The following is a 15,057-nucleotide window of genomic DNA, read 5'->3' as shown; positions in this document are numbered from 1 at the left end:
GTCGTCGTCGTCATCCCTTGCCCTCACCGCTCGCTGTGACGTCCCTGTGGACAGGGACGACGGGTGTGGAAGAACGGACCCCGACGACGACGAGGAGCGCGTCCTCAGTGCCGGCGGTCCGCCTTGGCCATCTGCGCCAGCATCTCGTTATAGGCCTTGAGCTCGGCGTCGTCGTCGCGCTCGGCCTGCCGCTCCGAGCGCCGCGCCTCGCGCATATCGCTCTGGTACCACTGCCAGGCGAGCGCGATCATGACGATGAACAGGGGTATCTCCCCCATCGCCCAGGCCACGCCGCCGCCGACCCGTTGACTCTGCAGGAGGTCCGGGATCCAGGGCAGTCCGATGCCGGAGTACCAGCCCTCGGCCAGGACCGTCGGGTAGTTCATGAGCAGGATGCCGAAGAAGGCGTGGAACGGCAGCGAGGACAGCAAAACCATCATCATGTACATCGACGTGAACTGCCGCGGCGCCGCGTCGACCCCGATGATCACCCAGTAGAACAGGTAGCCACTGATCAGGAAGTGCACGTTCATGAACATATGACCCAGATGCTCGGAGGCCAGCGTCTCGTAGAACCCACCGAAGTAGATGAGGTAGAAGCCGGCCACGAACTGGATCGACGCCACGATCGGGTGGGTGAGGAAGCGCGAGAGCGGATTGTTGATGAACTCGACGATCCACTCGCGCGGGCCCGGCGGATTGCCGCGACCGGCGGCCGGGAGCGCGCGAAGCGCCAGGGTCAGCGGACCACCGAGGGCGAGCAGGACCGGAACCAGCATCGAGATGAGCATGTGGCCCACCATGTGGCTGGCGAAGTCGGCCATCATGAACATCCCCAGGCCGGAGCTGGTGGTGATGAACAGCGTCACGCAGCCCGCCACCCAGAAGAACGTCCGGCCCGCGGGCCACGAGTCCCCGCGCCTGCGCAGGTGGATCACGCCCCACAGGTACAGGCCGAGCAGCACCACGGACACCAGGCCCAGGACGAGGTCGAAGCGCCAGAGTCCGAAGACCGTCTCGAACGAGAACGGACCCGGCAACTCGAAGCCGAGTAGCGCCTCCTGACGGGTGGGCACGTACAACGGCGCGGGCGGCGGGGTGCGGCCCAACGACACCGACAGGCCGATGGTTCCCGCCATCACGGCCGATTCGACCAGGACGATCCGCAGAAGCGTGCCGCGGTCGACCGGCGCATTGGCATTCGTCGACTCGATCTTGGCGATGATGCGACGCCGGATCGCGAGCCCGAACAGGGCCAGCAAGCACAGCAACAGCGCCTTGGCCACCACCAGCAGGCCGTAGGTGGAGGAGAACAGGTCGGCCGGGTGCAGGCGGACCATCGCGTTGATCACACCGGTGAACGCCAGAGCGGCGATCGCCACGGTCGCGACCACCGAGTACCGGCGCAGGGCCAACGCCACCCGGGTGCCGCCGCGCATGGTGTGGATGATCACCGCCACGAGACCGCCGACATAGAACGCGGCGCTGAACAGGTGGATGATCAGCGAGTTGGTGGCGATGTCGTGGGCCGTGCTGCCGGAGGCATGGCCGGTGGCGGCCACCGGGAGCAGAGACAGCACAGTGACGGCCAACCAGATCGTCGACCAGCGCCAACTCAGCGTGAGTCGCTGGCCGATGGCGGCGACCACCGCGATCACGGCGGCCCAGCGCCAGGAGGACGCGACGTCGATCTGATTGATCGCCACCAGCCACTGGTCCGGCGGCAGGGACTGGACGAAGGTCCGACCTGAGACATCGGACAGGGTCAGCGGGATGAGAAGCGCCGCCGCGACCGCCCAGGCGATGTTCGCCCACGACGAGATGTGCTGCATGCGGTACCCGTCGACGTCGAGCGTCTTGTCCTTCTGCGGCGGGGTGAAGAACGCCGCGAACAACGCGGTGCCCACCGCGACGGACGCGAGCAACTCACCGATCGCGCGGATCGCCGGCAGCCCGGCGGTGGTCAGCACCCCGGGGTCGGGCACGCCGATCAACTCCAGCGCCACGTCGGTGGACATGGCCGACAGCGGAACGACCACCGCCGCGGCGACGGCCGCGAGGAGCAGCACCAGCAGAACCGCACCGCGGGCTCCCAGCCGACCGAGAATGGCGGGAGCGGACTTCGACGACGTCATGACCTCCATCGTAGGAAGCCCGATGCCTCGACGGCGATTCGCTCCTTCTCGGCGGTCCCCCTGCATCGGCTACCATTCTTCCGGCGACGCCTGCTGCAGGCGCCGCATGCCTCCGTAGCTCAGTGGATAGAGCATCCGGTTTCTACCCGGCTGGTCAGGGGTTCGAATCCTCTCGGGGGCGCCCAGCTCAGGGCGTGTTTTCGGCATGGCGACCGCACCTCAACCGGTCGCCGTGCACACATTTTGCCCACATTCCCCTTGCCGACGTTCACCGAGAGCGTCAGCGACCGTGCCAACGACAAGAGGACCCCGCACACCTCCGCTCGGGAAATGTGCGGGGCACCCTTCTCGATAGTGCGTATCAACGTGACCCGATGCTGTGCAGCACCGCCTGCGGCACCTGCAGGTGCCGGGCCCGCAAGAACTCACCGAGGCCCTTGGCCTGGGTGTCCAGGGCGACGTTGCTCGCGGTGCCGAGGCCGAGCCAGCCGGTGACGGTCACGCCGAGCGCACGCAGGCTCGGAATGGCCCACAGCCTCAGTCCTGAGTACTCCTCGGGCGGCAGCAGACCGGCCACGTTCTCCTGCGTCCACCAGTCGGAGAGGAACGCGTACGCCTCGTCCGACAAGGCCCAGATTCCCACCGTGGCGTTACCGCCCTTGTCGCCGGAGCGACTGCCGGCGATCCTGCCGAGCGGTACGGAGACCAGGTCGGAGTTCCCGGCCGAGGAGGCGTCGTTGTCGTCACCCCTCGTCGCGGCGCCGGCCCCCACCTCCGGCAGCGGTGTCTGCTCGGCGGGAGCGGCCACGGCGGCGCGATCGACCTCCCATGTCCGACCCTCGAATGTCACCCGCTCGGGCACCTTCCGCGCGTCGAGCAGCGTGGGCCAGAACAGCTGCCGCTGACGCGCCCGGCTCGGCGGCGAGGTGAGCGCCATGCCGGGGAAGCCGCCGAGCAGGATCTCCACGAGCGCGCGTGGAAAGCGGTTGACCAGGGCGCGGTCGGCGTCCGCCACCGCGATCCGCAGAATGCTGGTGCCCTGGTCGAGGGTGGCCGGGTTCTCGACCTCCTCGCCGATGAGATTGACCACCACATCCTCGAACGTCTCGCGCCCCTGAGGGAACTCAGCCCACAGCTGCCGAAGGCAGTAGTCGGCCTTGGCGCGGCGCCGGTCGCCGGTGACGAGCACCATCATCTCGGCCGACCAGCCGTAGTCGGCCACGATGCCTGCCTTGAGCGTGGCGGGCACGACCTCGCCGAACGCACCGGTCACGCGGACGCGGTCGGGGCCCTGCTGCTCCACCTCGAGGCGATCGAAGCGGGCCAGGACGTCGGGATTGGCGTAGTCGGGACCGTTGATCTCGTACAGCAACTGCGCGATCACGCTCTCACGCGTCACCGCGCCGCCGGTGCCGGGGTTCTTGGTGATGACACAGGAGCCGTCGGCCTCGATCTCCGCTACGGGGAAGCCCGGGTGCTCGGGTTGGTCGATCTCGGTGAAGAACGAGTAGTTGCCGCCGGTGACCTGGGCGCTGCACTCGATGAGGTGCCCGGCCACCACGGCGCCCGCGATCTGGTCCAGGTCGCCCGGGGTCCAGCCGTGGTGGGCGGCTGCCGCGGCCACGATCGGCGAAGCGTCGGACACGCGGCCGGTGATCACCACGTCGGCGCCGGCCCTGATGGCCTCGACGATCCCCCACGCGCCCAGGTAGACGTTGACCACCGCGGGGGTCAACCCGGTCTCGGCAAAGGATATGCCGGTATCGAGGTGCTCGGCGGTCCAGCCGTCGGCCTGCAGTTCATCGACGCGGCCCACCACGTCGTCACCGTCGACCACGGCGATCTGCACGTCGACGCCGCGCTCGGCTGCTGCGGCGGCCACCGCGGCGGCGCACCCGTGCGGATTGACGCCGCCGGCGTTGGCGAGAACCTTCACACCCTTCTCACGGCACAGCGCGAGCACGTCGGAGATCTGGTCCACGAACGAGGTGGGGAACCCCGCCTCGGTGTCGCGGCTGCGCTGCTTGGCGAGGATGCTCATAGTGAGCTCGGCCAGCCAGTCGCCGGTGAGGTAGTCGACCGGGCCGCCCTCCAGCATCTCGCGGGGGCCGGTCCGGCGGTCGCCGAGGAAGCCGCTGCAGTTGGCGATACGCACAGTCATGGGTCGAGTCCTTCCTAGAAGAGCGCGCCCGGGGTCCCGACGTGCGAGTCCCCGGGCGCGATTGTGGATCAGAACAGGGCGAAGATCGCCGGGACGGTGAGCAGGGCCACGTAGAAGGCCATGAACTGCACACCCGCGTGGAGCTTGAAGGCGCGGGAGAGCAGTCCGCCGACCAGTCCGACGGTGATGACCACGAGGACGCCGTAGATTCCGCCCTCCCACACCGCCACCATGAGGATGAGCGCGGTGAACGCGGCGACCACGGCCTCGTGGCTGACCTTGCGCATGACGAACGACGCTGCGGGCGCGGCGAATTTCATCGCCAACGGGTAAACGACGACCGCCGCGACCAGCACGCCGACCAGACCAAAGACGAGGAACTCCCAGCTGGTCATGAACGTGTGGAGGTTGGTCACCTCACCCGTCTCGGTGTCGACGGTGAACCGCGGCGGGGCGTTGAACAGCGGCGCCGCCGGGCCCACGGACATGGGGCTCAGTGGCAGGCCGAACGCGACAAGCGGGATGAGGGTCTCGCCCAGGTAGGTCGACTCCGTAGTGCCGTTCTTCACGGCCATGCGGGTGGTGAGGCGGTGGTAGGCGTTCTTGGGGAAGCGACGGATCGCCTCGCCGACCATCACCGTCATGGCGACGGGGCTGAACACGAACGTGCTCGACGAGACCGCCGACGCCGCCGCGGTGAGGCCCACCTGGCGCTTGTCGAGGATCTTGAGTGGGTTGGGGAAGTACGACGACGACGAGGTCTGCGACACCGACATGTGACGCGTCTCCACCTGGTCCCGACGCGCCTCGCGTCGACCGGCCGGCGACGAGACCAGCAGCAGGTCCAGGATGAGCGGCCCGGCCGCGATGCCGAGGAAGAAGCTCACGGTGAGGGTCTGCCCTCCGAAGTCGGCGCCGATCGCGCGCAGACCCAGCACGAGCATGACGAACGGGATGATCACGAGCACACCGGCAATGCGTGCCGGCGAGAAGTACGCGATGAGCACTGTTGCGGCGAGGAATATCCACGGCGCGGCGGAGGTGACGGCGTCGGCGAACGGGCTGAGCAGACCGGCGATACCCACGGAGACCGGGACGGAGATGAGGGCGGCGATGATGCCGCCGCTGATCGCCTTGCGCAGCGCGATGTGCGGCACGCCGAGCCTGCGCAGGAAGTTGGCCTCCTCGAGCAAGGGGATGGCCATGGTGTCGCCGGGGATCCCCAACATGGTGGTGGGGATGGCGTGGGTGAGGTGTTTGGAGACCACCGCCGCGATGAAGAAGGCGAAGATCCCCACCGGCGGGACGCCGAGGAGCACCACGAGCAGGGTGATGGGTGTGATGGTGGCGGTCTCGTCGGTACCGGAGACCAGGCCGAGGGCACCGAAAACGACGGCGGCGATGAGCGCCCACAGCAGCGCGGTGGGCAGATCCTGGATGAGCATCATCGGGCATCACCCTCCCCTGCGGTGCGGTCGGCGCCGGCCGTACCCGCACCGGTCGCCCCGGCGCGTTCAGCGGCAACACGCTTCTCGGCGCGCACGAACGCGTCGTACAGTCCGAGCTCGCGCATCTCCTGGCGGACCTCCTCGGGCACGGCGGAGGTGTCGCCCAGGCCTGCGGGCTCGTCGGCGAGTTCGCGAAGGGTCTCCTCGAAGGTGGTGCTCTCGCCGGGCTCCTCAGTAGTGACGATTCGCTGGGGCTTGAACAGACGGGCATTGATCACGGCGGTGGTCACCACGATCGCCAGGCCGATGAGCAGGGAGTAGGTCTTGGCGATATCCGCGTCGGCCATCACACGCGAGAGCAGGTTCTCGGCCACGAGCAAGCCGATCAGCGTCGCCGGGACGCTGATGAGAAGGGAGTAGCCGAGGTTGCGCGTCTTGACGGTCTCGTTCCAGACGCTGACCAGTTCCGGGTCGCCGTCGGGTACGACCGCACCCGCGTGCGAGCCGGGAGTCTCAGGGTTACTTGCCATCACCGCGCACCTCTTCCAGGATCTCGGCGGCACGCTCGGCGCGCACGGCCTTCTCGGACACCATCTTCTCGGCCACGGCGGTGATCTCCTCCGGTGTGCTGGCCCCGGCCGCCACGGCGACGTTCCGGGCGTGTAGCGACATGTGGCCGCGCTGGACGCCCTCGGTGGCCAGCACGCGCAGACCGGCGACATTCTGGGCCAGGCCCACGGCCACGATCACCTCGGCGAGTTCAGACGCGGTGGATACGTCGAGCATCTTGACGGCCTTCTGCGCGCCTGGGTGCACCTTGGTCGCGCCGCCCACCAGGCCGACGGCCATAGGGATCTCGAGCGAGGCCACGAGGTCGCCGCCGGCGTCCTTCTCGAACCGGGTCAGCGCGGTGTAGCGGCCCTCACGCACGGCGTGGGAGTGGATGCCCGCCTCGACGGCGCGGGTGTCGTTACCGGTGGCCAGGACCACGGCGACGATGCCGTTGGTGGCGCCCTTGTTATGGGTTGCGGCCCTGTACGGGTCGGCGTTCGCCAGGGCGGCGGCGTGGACGATGTCGTCGACGATCTCCTCCCCGCCCAGCTGCTCGGCGGAGAACACGGCGCGGGCGCGGGCCACGCGCAGGTCGGCCTTGTTGGACAGAATACGCAGGACCGGGCGACCCTGGGCCAGTTCGCCCACGCGGGCGGCTATGGCCTCGGCCATGGTGTTGACCGCGTTGGCACCCATTGCGTCACGGACGTCCACGATGAGGTGAAGGACCACGTAGGTCTGGTTCGCGGCCTCGACGAGTTGCACGTCGATGTCGCGCACACCGCCGCCGAGGCTGACGAGCATGGGGTCCTGGGCGTTGGCTGCAGCGATGAGCTCGTCACGGGCTTCGAACAGACGAAGGCGAGCAGCCTGCGGGTCGGCCACATCCACAACCTGCACCTGGGCGCGCATGATCGGCGCGGAGGAGCTGGTGGTGAAGCCGCCGGAGGCCCGGGCGATGCGGGCGGCGTTGGAGGCCGCGGCCACCACGGAGGGCTCCTCGGTGGCCATGGGTACCAGGACATCGCGGCCGTTGATGGTGAAGTTGGCGGCGAAGCCGATCGGGATCGGCAGTACCCCCACCACGTTCTCGATCATGTGGTCGGCCTGCTCTAGCGTCAGCGCCGTGGCGGGGTCCCACGCGGCGAAGTCGTCCGCGCTGAGCGGGGAGTTCGTGGCGACGATCTCGCGCCGCTCGTCAAGAGTCAGGTCTTTGAGCCCGGGAATCCGGCTGTTCACCATGTCGTCAGTCACACCTTCGCTGTTGTACGGGGTCGCGCCCGAGACCCCGCATTGAGGTCCCGACGCTCGTAGTCGCGACCTTATGACCGTCATCACAGGTAGACAATGTGCTGAGGCCACTCCCGTAGACTAAAAAATGTGATCTCTACACACAGCGATGCTGGTGCTGTTCACCCATCCGCCATCGCCAGTTTGCTCTCGGGCGTGGTCGAGATAAGCCCCACCGAGGAGTTCGACGCGCGCCTGCGGGCAGTCGAGGCCGGGCTGGACGCGAAGATGGCTGCGCGGATCCGGGCCGCCGCGCACGCCGCGCGGGCGACGGCCCGGGCGGAACGGCGACGGGTCGCGCGGCTGTTCGAGGTGATCGAGTCCACAGGCGAGTTGGTGGCCGTCCACAATGTCGACGCGGTGCTCAGGGAGATCACCTCCCGAGCTCGCCGCCTGCTGGACTGCGATTACGTGTACCTCAACACCCCCGAGCCGGCGGGAGACACGGCACCGGGCGGACGCGGTTCGCCGGCCGGCGCCGGAGTCACCTCAAGCGTGCCCGCCGCCGAGCCGGTCTCCTACGCGATTCGGGCGTGGAGCGGTGACCTCGCCCCGGAGTTCCTCGGCATCCCTGTCTCCCCCGGTCTCGGGGTGGGCGGCGTGGTCCTGCAGACCGGCCAGCCGTACCAGGTGGCGGACTACGCCACGACCCGCCCGGCGGACACCCCGGCCGACTACGCCGAACTGCTTGCCCGCCAACAGATCTCCACCCTCCTGGCCACTCCCCTCGTGGTGGGCGGCCGGATCACCGGCCTCCTGTTCGCCGCCCGCACCCATGAGGAGAAGTTCTCCGACGACGAGGTGTTCCTCCTCTCCGCGCTCGCCCGCCACGCGGCGATCGCCCTACAGAACGCCGAGCTGGATGAACGCCGCGAACGAGCACTGCGCGAAGTGTCGGTGGCCGCGGAACAGAGCGAGGCCAAGCGAGCCGAGGAGGAGCGCCAGTCCCGCCTTCATGCCCGCCTCAACGCGGTGGTCCTGGACGGTGCCGGTGTCTCCGAGGTCCTCGCCGCCGTAGGCGAGGAGGCCGGAACCGACGTCGCCTATGTCGACCGGACCACCGGCACCGCCGTGGTCGCGAGCACCCCGCTCACCCCGACGACCGCCGCCTCCTGGACCCTGCCCGAGCCGTCCGTTCTGGCCACCCCGCGCGGCGAACTGCCCCGCCCGGAACTTCGCGAGGTGCAGGTCGGCCGCCGCCGGTGGGCCGTGATCGACGTCGTGGCCTACAACCGCGCGGTCGGCCACCTCGTCACCCGCACGCAGGCCCTTGAGGACCCCGCCACGGCCCGGCTGCTCCAGTGGACCTCGCAGGCGGTCGCCCTGTGCCAGCTGTCCACACAGGCCCTCGCGGACGCCGAGCGGCGCACTGCCACTGAAGTGGTGCGGAAATTGGTCTCGTCGTCATCACCCGAACTGCGTCGTAAATTGCAACGATCCGGCATCGGGCTCGACGGGCTGCGGATCCTGTTGTGCGATTCCGGCGATCCGTCACGGGAGCGGCGGCTGACGCGGTGGACGGAGCAGCACAACGGGATGGCAGCCGTCGTGGACGAGGTCGCGGTGGTTCTCGCCCCCGCCGAATCCGGCGGGCCGCTCGCGACGCTGGCCACCGAGTTGTCCGGAGAGCTGGGCGAGATCGTGGTGCTCAGCCGCGCAGTGGTGGACCTTGAACTCATCCGCCCCGAATTCACGCACACGCTTCGCTCGCTTCACCTCGCCCACGCCCTCGGCTACACCGGCGAGGTAGTGCGCGTCGAGCAGTTCGGCGTGTTCTCCATGTTGTTCACCGACCCCACCGCTGAGGACCTCGACGACTTCATCCGCGCCCAGGCGGGCCCCCTGCTCGACAGCGATGACCGCCACGGCACCGCTCTGGCCGCCACCGCGTTGGCGCTGCTTGACCACGCCGGGGGGGTCCGCGCCGCGGCCGCCGACCTCGACGTGCACCCCAACACCATCACCCAACGCGCCGGCCGGATCTCGCGACTCCTCGGTCCGGGCTGGCGCGACCAGCCGCGGGCGTTCGAGGTGCACGCCGGTCTCAAGCTCCATCGTCTGCGGTCGCAGGCGGGACGACGGGGCCAGCCCGGCGGTCGCGTGTTCAGCGCGGCGCCCCCGGACCGAGGGCGGTGAGGCGCCGACTCAGGCGCGCCCGGTCTCGGCCAGGCCAGAGCACCTCGCCCCTGCCGTCGGTGGCCCGTGGGTCTCGCGCACCGCGTCGGCCCGCCTAGGTCGGCGACGCCTCCCGTAACCGCGCGAGCAGAGGCTCCGCCGCCTCGGCCAGGAACCGGTCCAGCGTCGAGTCCCCGATCTGGATCAGCGCGATATCGGTGTACCCGGCCTCCCAGTACGGCCGCACCTTCTCCACGATCGCATCGAGGTCCGGTCCGCAGGCCAGCTGATCCGCAACGTCCTCGGGCCGCACGAACTTCGTCGCCGCGGCGAACCCGGCAGTCGTGGGCAGATCCGCGTTGGCCGCCCACCCGCCGGCGAACCACCGGAACTGGTCGTGCGCTCGCTCGACCGCCGCCTTCTCGGAGTCCGGATCCCAGCTGATCGGGATCTGGGCGATCGCCCGTGCGCCGTCCCCGATATTCGGCCGCTCCTCCATCGCGTTCCATCCCTCGATGTACGCGGCCTCGGGTTCGGTGGCGATGAGGTGGTCAGCCAGAGGCGCCAACCGTTCGAGCGCCTTCTCCCCGCCCGCGGCTACCCCGATCGGCACACGCTTCTCGGGAAGGTCCCACAGGCGGGCCGAATCGACGCGGTAGTGCTCGCCCGAGTAGGTGACGAGACCGCCGTCGAACAGTTCGCGGATGATCTCCAACGCCTCGACGGTCATCTCGTGCCGCTCATCCAGCGCAGGCCACCCCTGCCCCACCACATGTTCGTTGAGGTTCTCGCCGGAGCCGATCCCGAGCATGAACCGTCCGTCGGCGAGGATCTGCACGGTCGCGGCCTTCTGCGCCACCACGGCCGGGTGGTATCGCAGGATCGGGCACGTCACGTAGGTGCACAGGTCCACGCGCTCGGTCACGTGCGCGACTGCCCCGAGCACGCTCCAGACGTACGGAGCGTGTCCTTGCGAGGACAGCCACGGAAAGTAATGGTCGGACGCCACCTCGAAATCGAATCCCGCCTGTTCGGCGGCCGCGGCATAGCGCACGAGCTCCTTGGGGCCGGACTGTTCGGTCATGAGGGTGTAGCCGAAACGTGTCATGCCCCGAGCGTGCGCGCGCCGCCGGTCCCCTGCCACCGGTCGGCCCTGATCCAGCTCGGCTGCCGCTCGCGGCAACGTCGCCGCCGAACCAGTCCTCCACCGGTTGCCGCCGGCCCCGCGCGAAGGCACGGTCGTGACATGTCAGAGTCAGCGCCCACTGTGTCCCGAGGTGCGCGTCACCGCGCTCTCCTCCTGGACGTCGACGGCACCCTGGTCGACTCCACATATGTGCACGTGTCGACGTGGCACCGCGCCCTCGACGAAGCGGGCGCGACGGTGCCCCACGTGGAGGTCCACCGCCGCGTGGGTAAGGACGGTGGCACGCTCGTCGCCGAGCTACTCGAGCTGGCGGGGGTCGACGACGACGAGGAACGCGACCGCATAGCGAGCCGGGCCAAGGATCTGCACAGCCGGTATTACGCCGAGGCCGCCGAATCGTTGCGACTGCTGCCGGGGGCCCGCGATCTCGTGCGCGAGGCCAGGGAAAGCGGATGGATCACTGTGCTGGCCACGTCCGCTCCGCCGTCGGAGTTCGAGTCCGCCCGGACATTGCTGGACGTGGACGAGTTCGTGGACGCCGTGACCACGGGCGAGGACGTGGACCAGGCCAAGCCGGATCCGACCATCGTGGCGATCGCGTTGGAGCGCTCGGGCGTCGACGCCTCAGATGCGGTCATGGTCGGCGACGCCACCTGGGACGCTATCGCGGCCACCAAGCTCGGCATTCGCTCGATCGCGGTGCGCACCGGTGGGATCGGCGACGACGAACTCCGCGCAGCGGGCTTCTCCGACATCGTCGACGACGCCGCGGCTGTCCTCGCCCGCCTCGACGACCTCGGCTGACATTCGCTGGCCCTGGCAGCGGCAGGCCAGACGAGGCGGCGCACTGTCAGACCGACGGCGTCGAGGGGTCCTCGGCCCAGTGCTCCGAGGTCTCGACACTGGTCGGGGTGCGTACCGGCAGCAGCAGGAGCAGGCCGACCAGAAGGACGAGCGCGATCCCCGCGATGCCCGCCCGGTCGGCGCTGAACGCCCAGGTGAACAGCCCGAACAGCGCCGGCGCGAGGAACGAGACGGCGCGCCCCGTCGTGGCGTAGAGCCCGAACATCTGGCCGTCGCTCTCAGGCGGGACCAGTCGCGCGAGGAACGAGCGCGACGCCGACTGCGCCGGCCCCACGAACAGGCACATGAGCAGGCCGAAGATCCAGAACATGGCGGCGCCGTCGACGAACACCAGCACGGTCATGGTCACCAGCATCGCCACCAGCGAGCCGACGATCACGGCCTTGGGCCCGACCCGGTCGTCGAGGTAACCGGCCGCCACCGCCCCGAGCGCCGCCACCACGTTAGCCGCCACTCCGAAGATCAGCACATCCCCTGGGGCCAGCCCGTACACGGTCACCGCGAGGATCGCCCCGAAGGTGAACACACCCGCGAGCCCGTCCCGGAAGATCGCGCTGGCGATGAGGAACTTCACCGTCCGTGGATCGCGCGCCCACAGCGTCTTCAGATCGGCCCAGAGGATGCGATACGACTCGAGGAAGCCGGCGTTGGCGTCGTTGTCGTCGTCGTTCTTCTCTTTGGGCCGGTTCTCGGGGACCCTGAACAGCACCGGCAGCGCGAACACCGCGAACCACACGGCGGCGATCAGACACACCATCCGCACATTGAGGCCACCGTCGACGGGGATGCCGAGCAGGCCGCGCTCGTCGCCCTCGCCGGAGATGAAGCCGAGAAACGCGGCCAGCAGGAGGAAGATGCCGCCGAAGTAGCCCATCGCCCAGCCGAAGCCCGACACGCGCCCGACAGTGGTCGGTGTGGACACCTGCCGCAGCATGGCGAAGTACGAGACCTCGGCGAACTCGAAGGTGATGGATCCGACCGCCAGCAGCACCAGTCCCACCCAGAACCACGGATGGGGCGAGCCCGAGTCGACGAGGAACATCAGCGCGGTGAGCGCGATCGTCAGGTACGTCCACAGGGCCAACGACCGGCGTCGACGCCCGCCGCGGTCGGCACGCTGCCCCATCACCGGCGCGGTGAGTGCGATGACCAGGCCCGCCAGCGCGATGGCGATCGACAGCCACGTCGCGGCCGAGAACGGCTCCGCCAGGTCCTTTCCGACCGAATCGGTGAGGTAGACCGAGAACACGAAGGTGACGATCACCGCGTTGAACGCGGCCGAACCCCAGTCCCACATCGCCCAGGCTAAGACCTGACCGCGCGTCGCGGCGTGGGGGCGAGTCGACGACGACGAGGCAGCGGCGGAGTGCGCGGTCACCGGCGACGATCCTGCGGGCTTCGATTGATTCACAGGGGCCACGCTATCCGGCGGGACGGGGCATTGGCGGTACGCTCGGGCACTGCCCCGCACATTCCCGAGAACCGAGGACGCACCATGTCGCTGCCCCTGCCCACCGCGTCGAACCGCGCCGTCGTGACCGGCGCCTCCTCCGGAATCGGCATGGCGCTGGCCACCGAACTCGCCCGCCGCGGACATTCGCTCATCGTGGTAGCGCGTCGCGGCGAAGTGCTCGAAGAACTCAAGACCCGGCTCGAGGCCGAGTTCACCGTGTCCGTCGAGGTGCGCTCCTGCGACCTCGCCGACCCCGCCGCGCGGCAGCCGCTGCTCGACGAGCTGGCCGAGCGCGAGATCTCGATCCTGTGCAACAACGCCGGCATCGCCACGTTCGGGCCCATCGCCTCGCTCGACCCGCAGTACGAGAAGCACCAGGTCCAGGTCAACGCCGTGGCCTGCCACGACCTCGTGCTCGCGGTGCTGCCGGGGATGGTCGCGCGGCGCTCCGGTGCCATCCTCAACGTCGGCTCGGCCGCGGGCAACATGCCTGTCCCCAACAATGCCACCTACGCGGCCAGCAAGGCATTCCTCAACACCTTCTCCGAATCGCTGCGAGGCGAGCTCAAGGGCTCCGGCGTCAACGTCACGCTGCTGGCGCCCGGGCCGGTGCGCACGGAGGAGATCGTCGAGGAGGACAAGACCTTCGTCGACCGCCTGGTCCCCGACCGCCTCTGGGTCGACACCGCATACACGGCCCGGCTCTCGCTCGACGCCCTCGCGCGCAACAAGATGCGTGTCGTACCGGGGCCGCTCGGGCAGGTCATGTCCGTGGCCGGCAACTACACCCCGCGCGGGATCATGGCGCCCGTCGTGGGCCGTTTCTACGCCAAGCTGGGCGAGGGCCAGGCCGAGGCCTGATCGGTCCCTGGGCACCCGATTCACCTGCCGGCTGACGATCGGCCTGTTGCACGACGAGGGACGTCCGTGGTCGGCGGATATAGTCGAATAATGCCAGAACCGACCTCTTCCCAGCCGTCAAGTCCGTCGTCCGCGGCCACGCCCCACCAGGAGTCCAAGAACGACCGGATCGTCTGGATCGACTGTGAGATGACCGGCCTGGACACCGGCTCCGACGCGCTGGTGGAGATCGCTGCGCTGGTCACCGATTCCGAGCTCAACGTCCTGGGCGAGGGCGTGGACATCGTCATCCACGCCTCTGACACCAAGCTCGACGCGATGCTTCCCGTGGTCCGCGATATGCACGCCTCCTCCGGCCTGACCGAGGAGATCCGCGAATCCACCGTGACGCTGGCCGAGGCCGAGAAGGCGGTGCTGGACTACGTACGCCAGTGGGTGCCCGTGGGCGGCTCCGCTCCCCTGGCCGGCAACTCGATCGCTACTGACCGCGGGTTCATCGCCCGGGACATGCCGGAGCTCAACAGCTACCTCCACTACCGGATGATCGACGTCAGCTCCATCAAGGAACTGTGCAAGCGCTGGTACCCGCGAATCTACTTCGGCCAGCCCGAGAAGGGCATGTCGCACCGCGCACTGGCGGACATCAAGGAATCGATCCGCGAGTTGCAGTACTACCGCTCGACTGCTTTCGTGTCCCAGCCCGGACCCACCACCGACGAGGTCAAGCAGGCGGCGGCCGGGCTGTCCCCGGCCGACTGACGCCCACCAGCCGATTTCCCGACTCGACCCCCCGCAGGGTAAGGTCGATGACGCTGTCCGCGAGGACGGCGATGGTGGCTGTAGTTCAGCTGGTAGAGCACCAGATTGTGATTCTGGATGTCGCGGGTTCGAGCCCCGTCAGCCACCCCACCCGGGTCAGGTGGAAACTTCAGGCCGAGGGTCAGCCCTTGGAGGAAGTTCCCACCTGACCCTTCTTTTTTCCGCCGACACCCGATCGCGGGTGCCGGCCTGAAACACGAGATCAGCCGCCC

Annotated in this window: 11 protein-coding genes and 2 tRNA genes; 6 read left to right on the top strand and 7 right to left on the bottom strand. The window is 68.9% G+C overall.

The features are described from left to right. Positions 1–104 precede the first annotated feature (104 nt). Entirely contained in the window at positions 105–2,135 is a 2,031-nt protein-coding gene (locus K3888_RS13570; RefSeq protein ID WP_230930810.1) for a bifunctional copper resistance protein CopD/cytochrome c oxidase assembly protein, read from the bottom strand. Positions 2,136–2,243: 108 nt separating this feature from the next. On the opposite strand from K3888_RS13570, the gene K3888_RS13565 reads away from it, so the two are divergent. Then, a tRNA-Arg gene (locus K3888_RS13565) sits at positions 2,244–2,316 on the top strand. Positions 2,317–2,496: 180 nt separating this feature from the next. Here the strand turns inward: K3888_RS13565 and K3888_RS13560 are convergent. The 4 genes from K3888_RS13560 to K3888_RS13545 form a co-directional block, all read right to left on the bottom strand. Further along, positions 2,497–4,296 (bottom strand): acyclic terpene utilization AtuA family protein, encoded by a 1,800-nt coding sequence (locus K3888_RS13560; protein ID WP_230930809.1) that lies wholly within the window; start codon positions 4,294–4,296, stop codon positions 2,497–2,499. Positions 4,297–4,364: 68 nt separating this feature from the next. Continuing rightward, the gene (locus K3888_RS13555; protein WP_230930808.1) at positions 4,365–5,744 is read right to left on the bottom strand and encodes a tripartite tricarboxylate transporter permease; all 1,380 of its coding nucleotides are present in this window, start codon (positions 5,742–5,744) and stop codon (positions 4,365–4,367) included. After that, positions 5,741–6,274 carry a hypothetical protein gene (locus tag K3888_RS13550; protein ID WP_230930807.1) on the bottom strand — a complete coding sequence of 178 codons (534 nt, stop codon included), beginning with the start codon at positions 6,272–6,274 and terminating at the stop codon, positions 5,741–5,743. The genes K3888_RS13555 and K3888_RS13550 overlap by 4 nt, the downstream gene beginning before the upstream one ends. Next, positions 6,264–7,550, bottom strand: coding sequence for a hydroxymethylglutaryl-CoA reductase, degradative (locus tag K3888_RS13545; protein WP_308282000.1), 1,287 nt, complete (start codon positions 7,548–7,550; stop codon positions 6,264–6,266). The genes K3888_RS13550 and K3888_RS13545 overlap by 11 nt, the downstream gene beginning before the upstream one ends. A gap of 192 nt (positions 7,551–7,742) precedes the next feature. On the opposite strand from K3888_RS13545, the gene K3888_RS13540 reads away from it, so the two are divergent. Beyond that, positions 7,743–9,722, top strand: coding sequence for a helix-turn-helix domain-containing protein (locus K3888_RS13540; protein ID WP_230930805.1), 1,980 nt, complete (start codon positions 7,743–7,745; stop codon positions 9,720–9,722). Between the two features lie 94 nt (positions 9,723–9,816). Here K3888_RS13540 and K3888_RS13535 read toward each other — a convergent pair whose 3' ends face one another. Then, positions 9,817–10,809 carry a TIGR03557 family F420-dependent LLM class oxidoreductase gene (locus tag K3888_RS13535; RefSeq protein ID WP_230930804.1) on the bottom strand — a complete coding sequence of 331 codons (993 nt, stop codon included), beginning with the start codon at positions 10,807–10,809 and terminating at the stop codon, positions 9,817–9,819. 138 nt (positions 10,810–10,947) lie between these two features. Between K3888_RS13535 and K3888_RS13530 the strand changes: the two genes are divergently transcribed. Next, the gene (locus tag K3888_RS13530) at positions 10,948–11,652 is read left to right on the top strand and encodes an HAD family hydrolase (protein WP_230930803.1); all 705 of its coding nucleotides are present in this window, start codon (positions 10,948–10,950) and stop codon (positions 11,650–11,652) included. A gap of 46 nt (positions 11,653–11,698) precedes the next feature. On the opposite strand, the gene K3888_RS13525 is transcribed toward K3888_RS13530, so the two are convergent. Further along, a complete protein-coding gene (locus K3888_RS13525; protein WP_230930852.1) occupies positions 11,699–13,009 on the bottom strand; it encodes an MFS transporter in 1,311 nt (436 codons plus the stop codon). 198 nt (positions 13,010–13,207) lie between these two features. Here K3888_RS13525 and cmrA point away from each other — a divergent pair, with 198 nt between their 5' ends. From cmrA to K3888_RS13510, 3 genes are all read left to right on the top strand, one after another. Further along, on the top strand, positions 13,208–14,026 hold the full coding sequence (gene cmrA / locus K3888_RS13520) for a mycolate reductase (RefSeq protein WP_230930802.1): 819 nt from the start codon (positions 13,208–13,210) through the stop codon (positions 14,024–14,026). 90 nt (positions 14,027–14,116) lie between these two features. Then, entirely contained in the window at positions 14,117–14,785 is a 669-nt protein-coding gene (orn, locus tag K3888_RS13515; protein ID WP_269075182.1) for an oligoribonuclease, read from the top strand. A 74-nt stretch (positions 14,786–14,859) separates the two neighbouring features. Beyond that, a tRNA-His gene (locus K3888_RS13510) sits at positions 14,860–14,935 on the top strand. Positions 14,936–15,057 lie beyond the last annotated feature (122 nt).

This window comes from Dietzia aurantiaca (genome assembly GCF_021033825.1).
In the GTDB taxonomy this organism is placed as follows: domain Bacteria; phylum Actinomycetota; class Actinomycetes; order Mycobacteriales; family Mycobacteriaceae; genus Dietzia; species Dietzia aurantiaca.
Note: the sequence above shows the minus strand (reverse complement) of the source record. Positions and strands in the feature narration are given on the sequence as shown.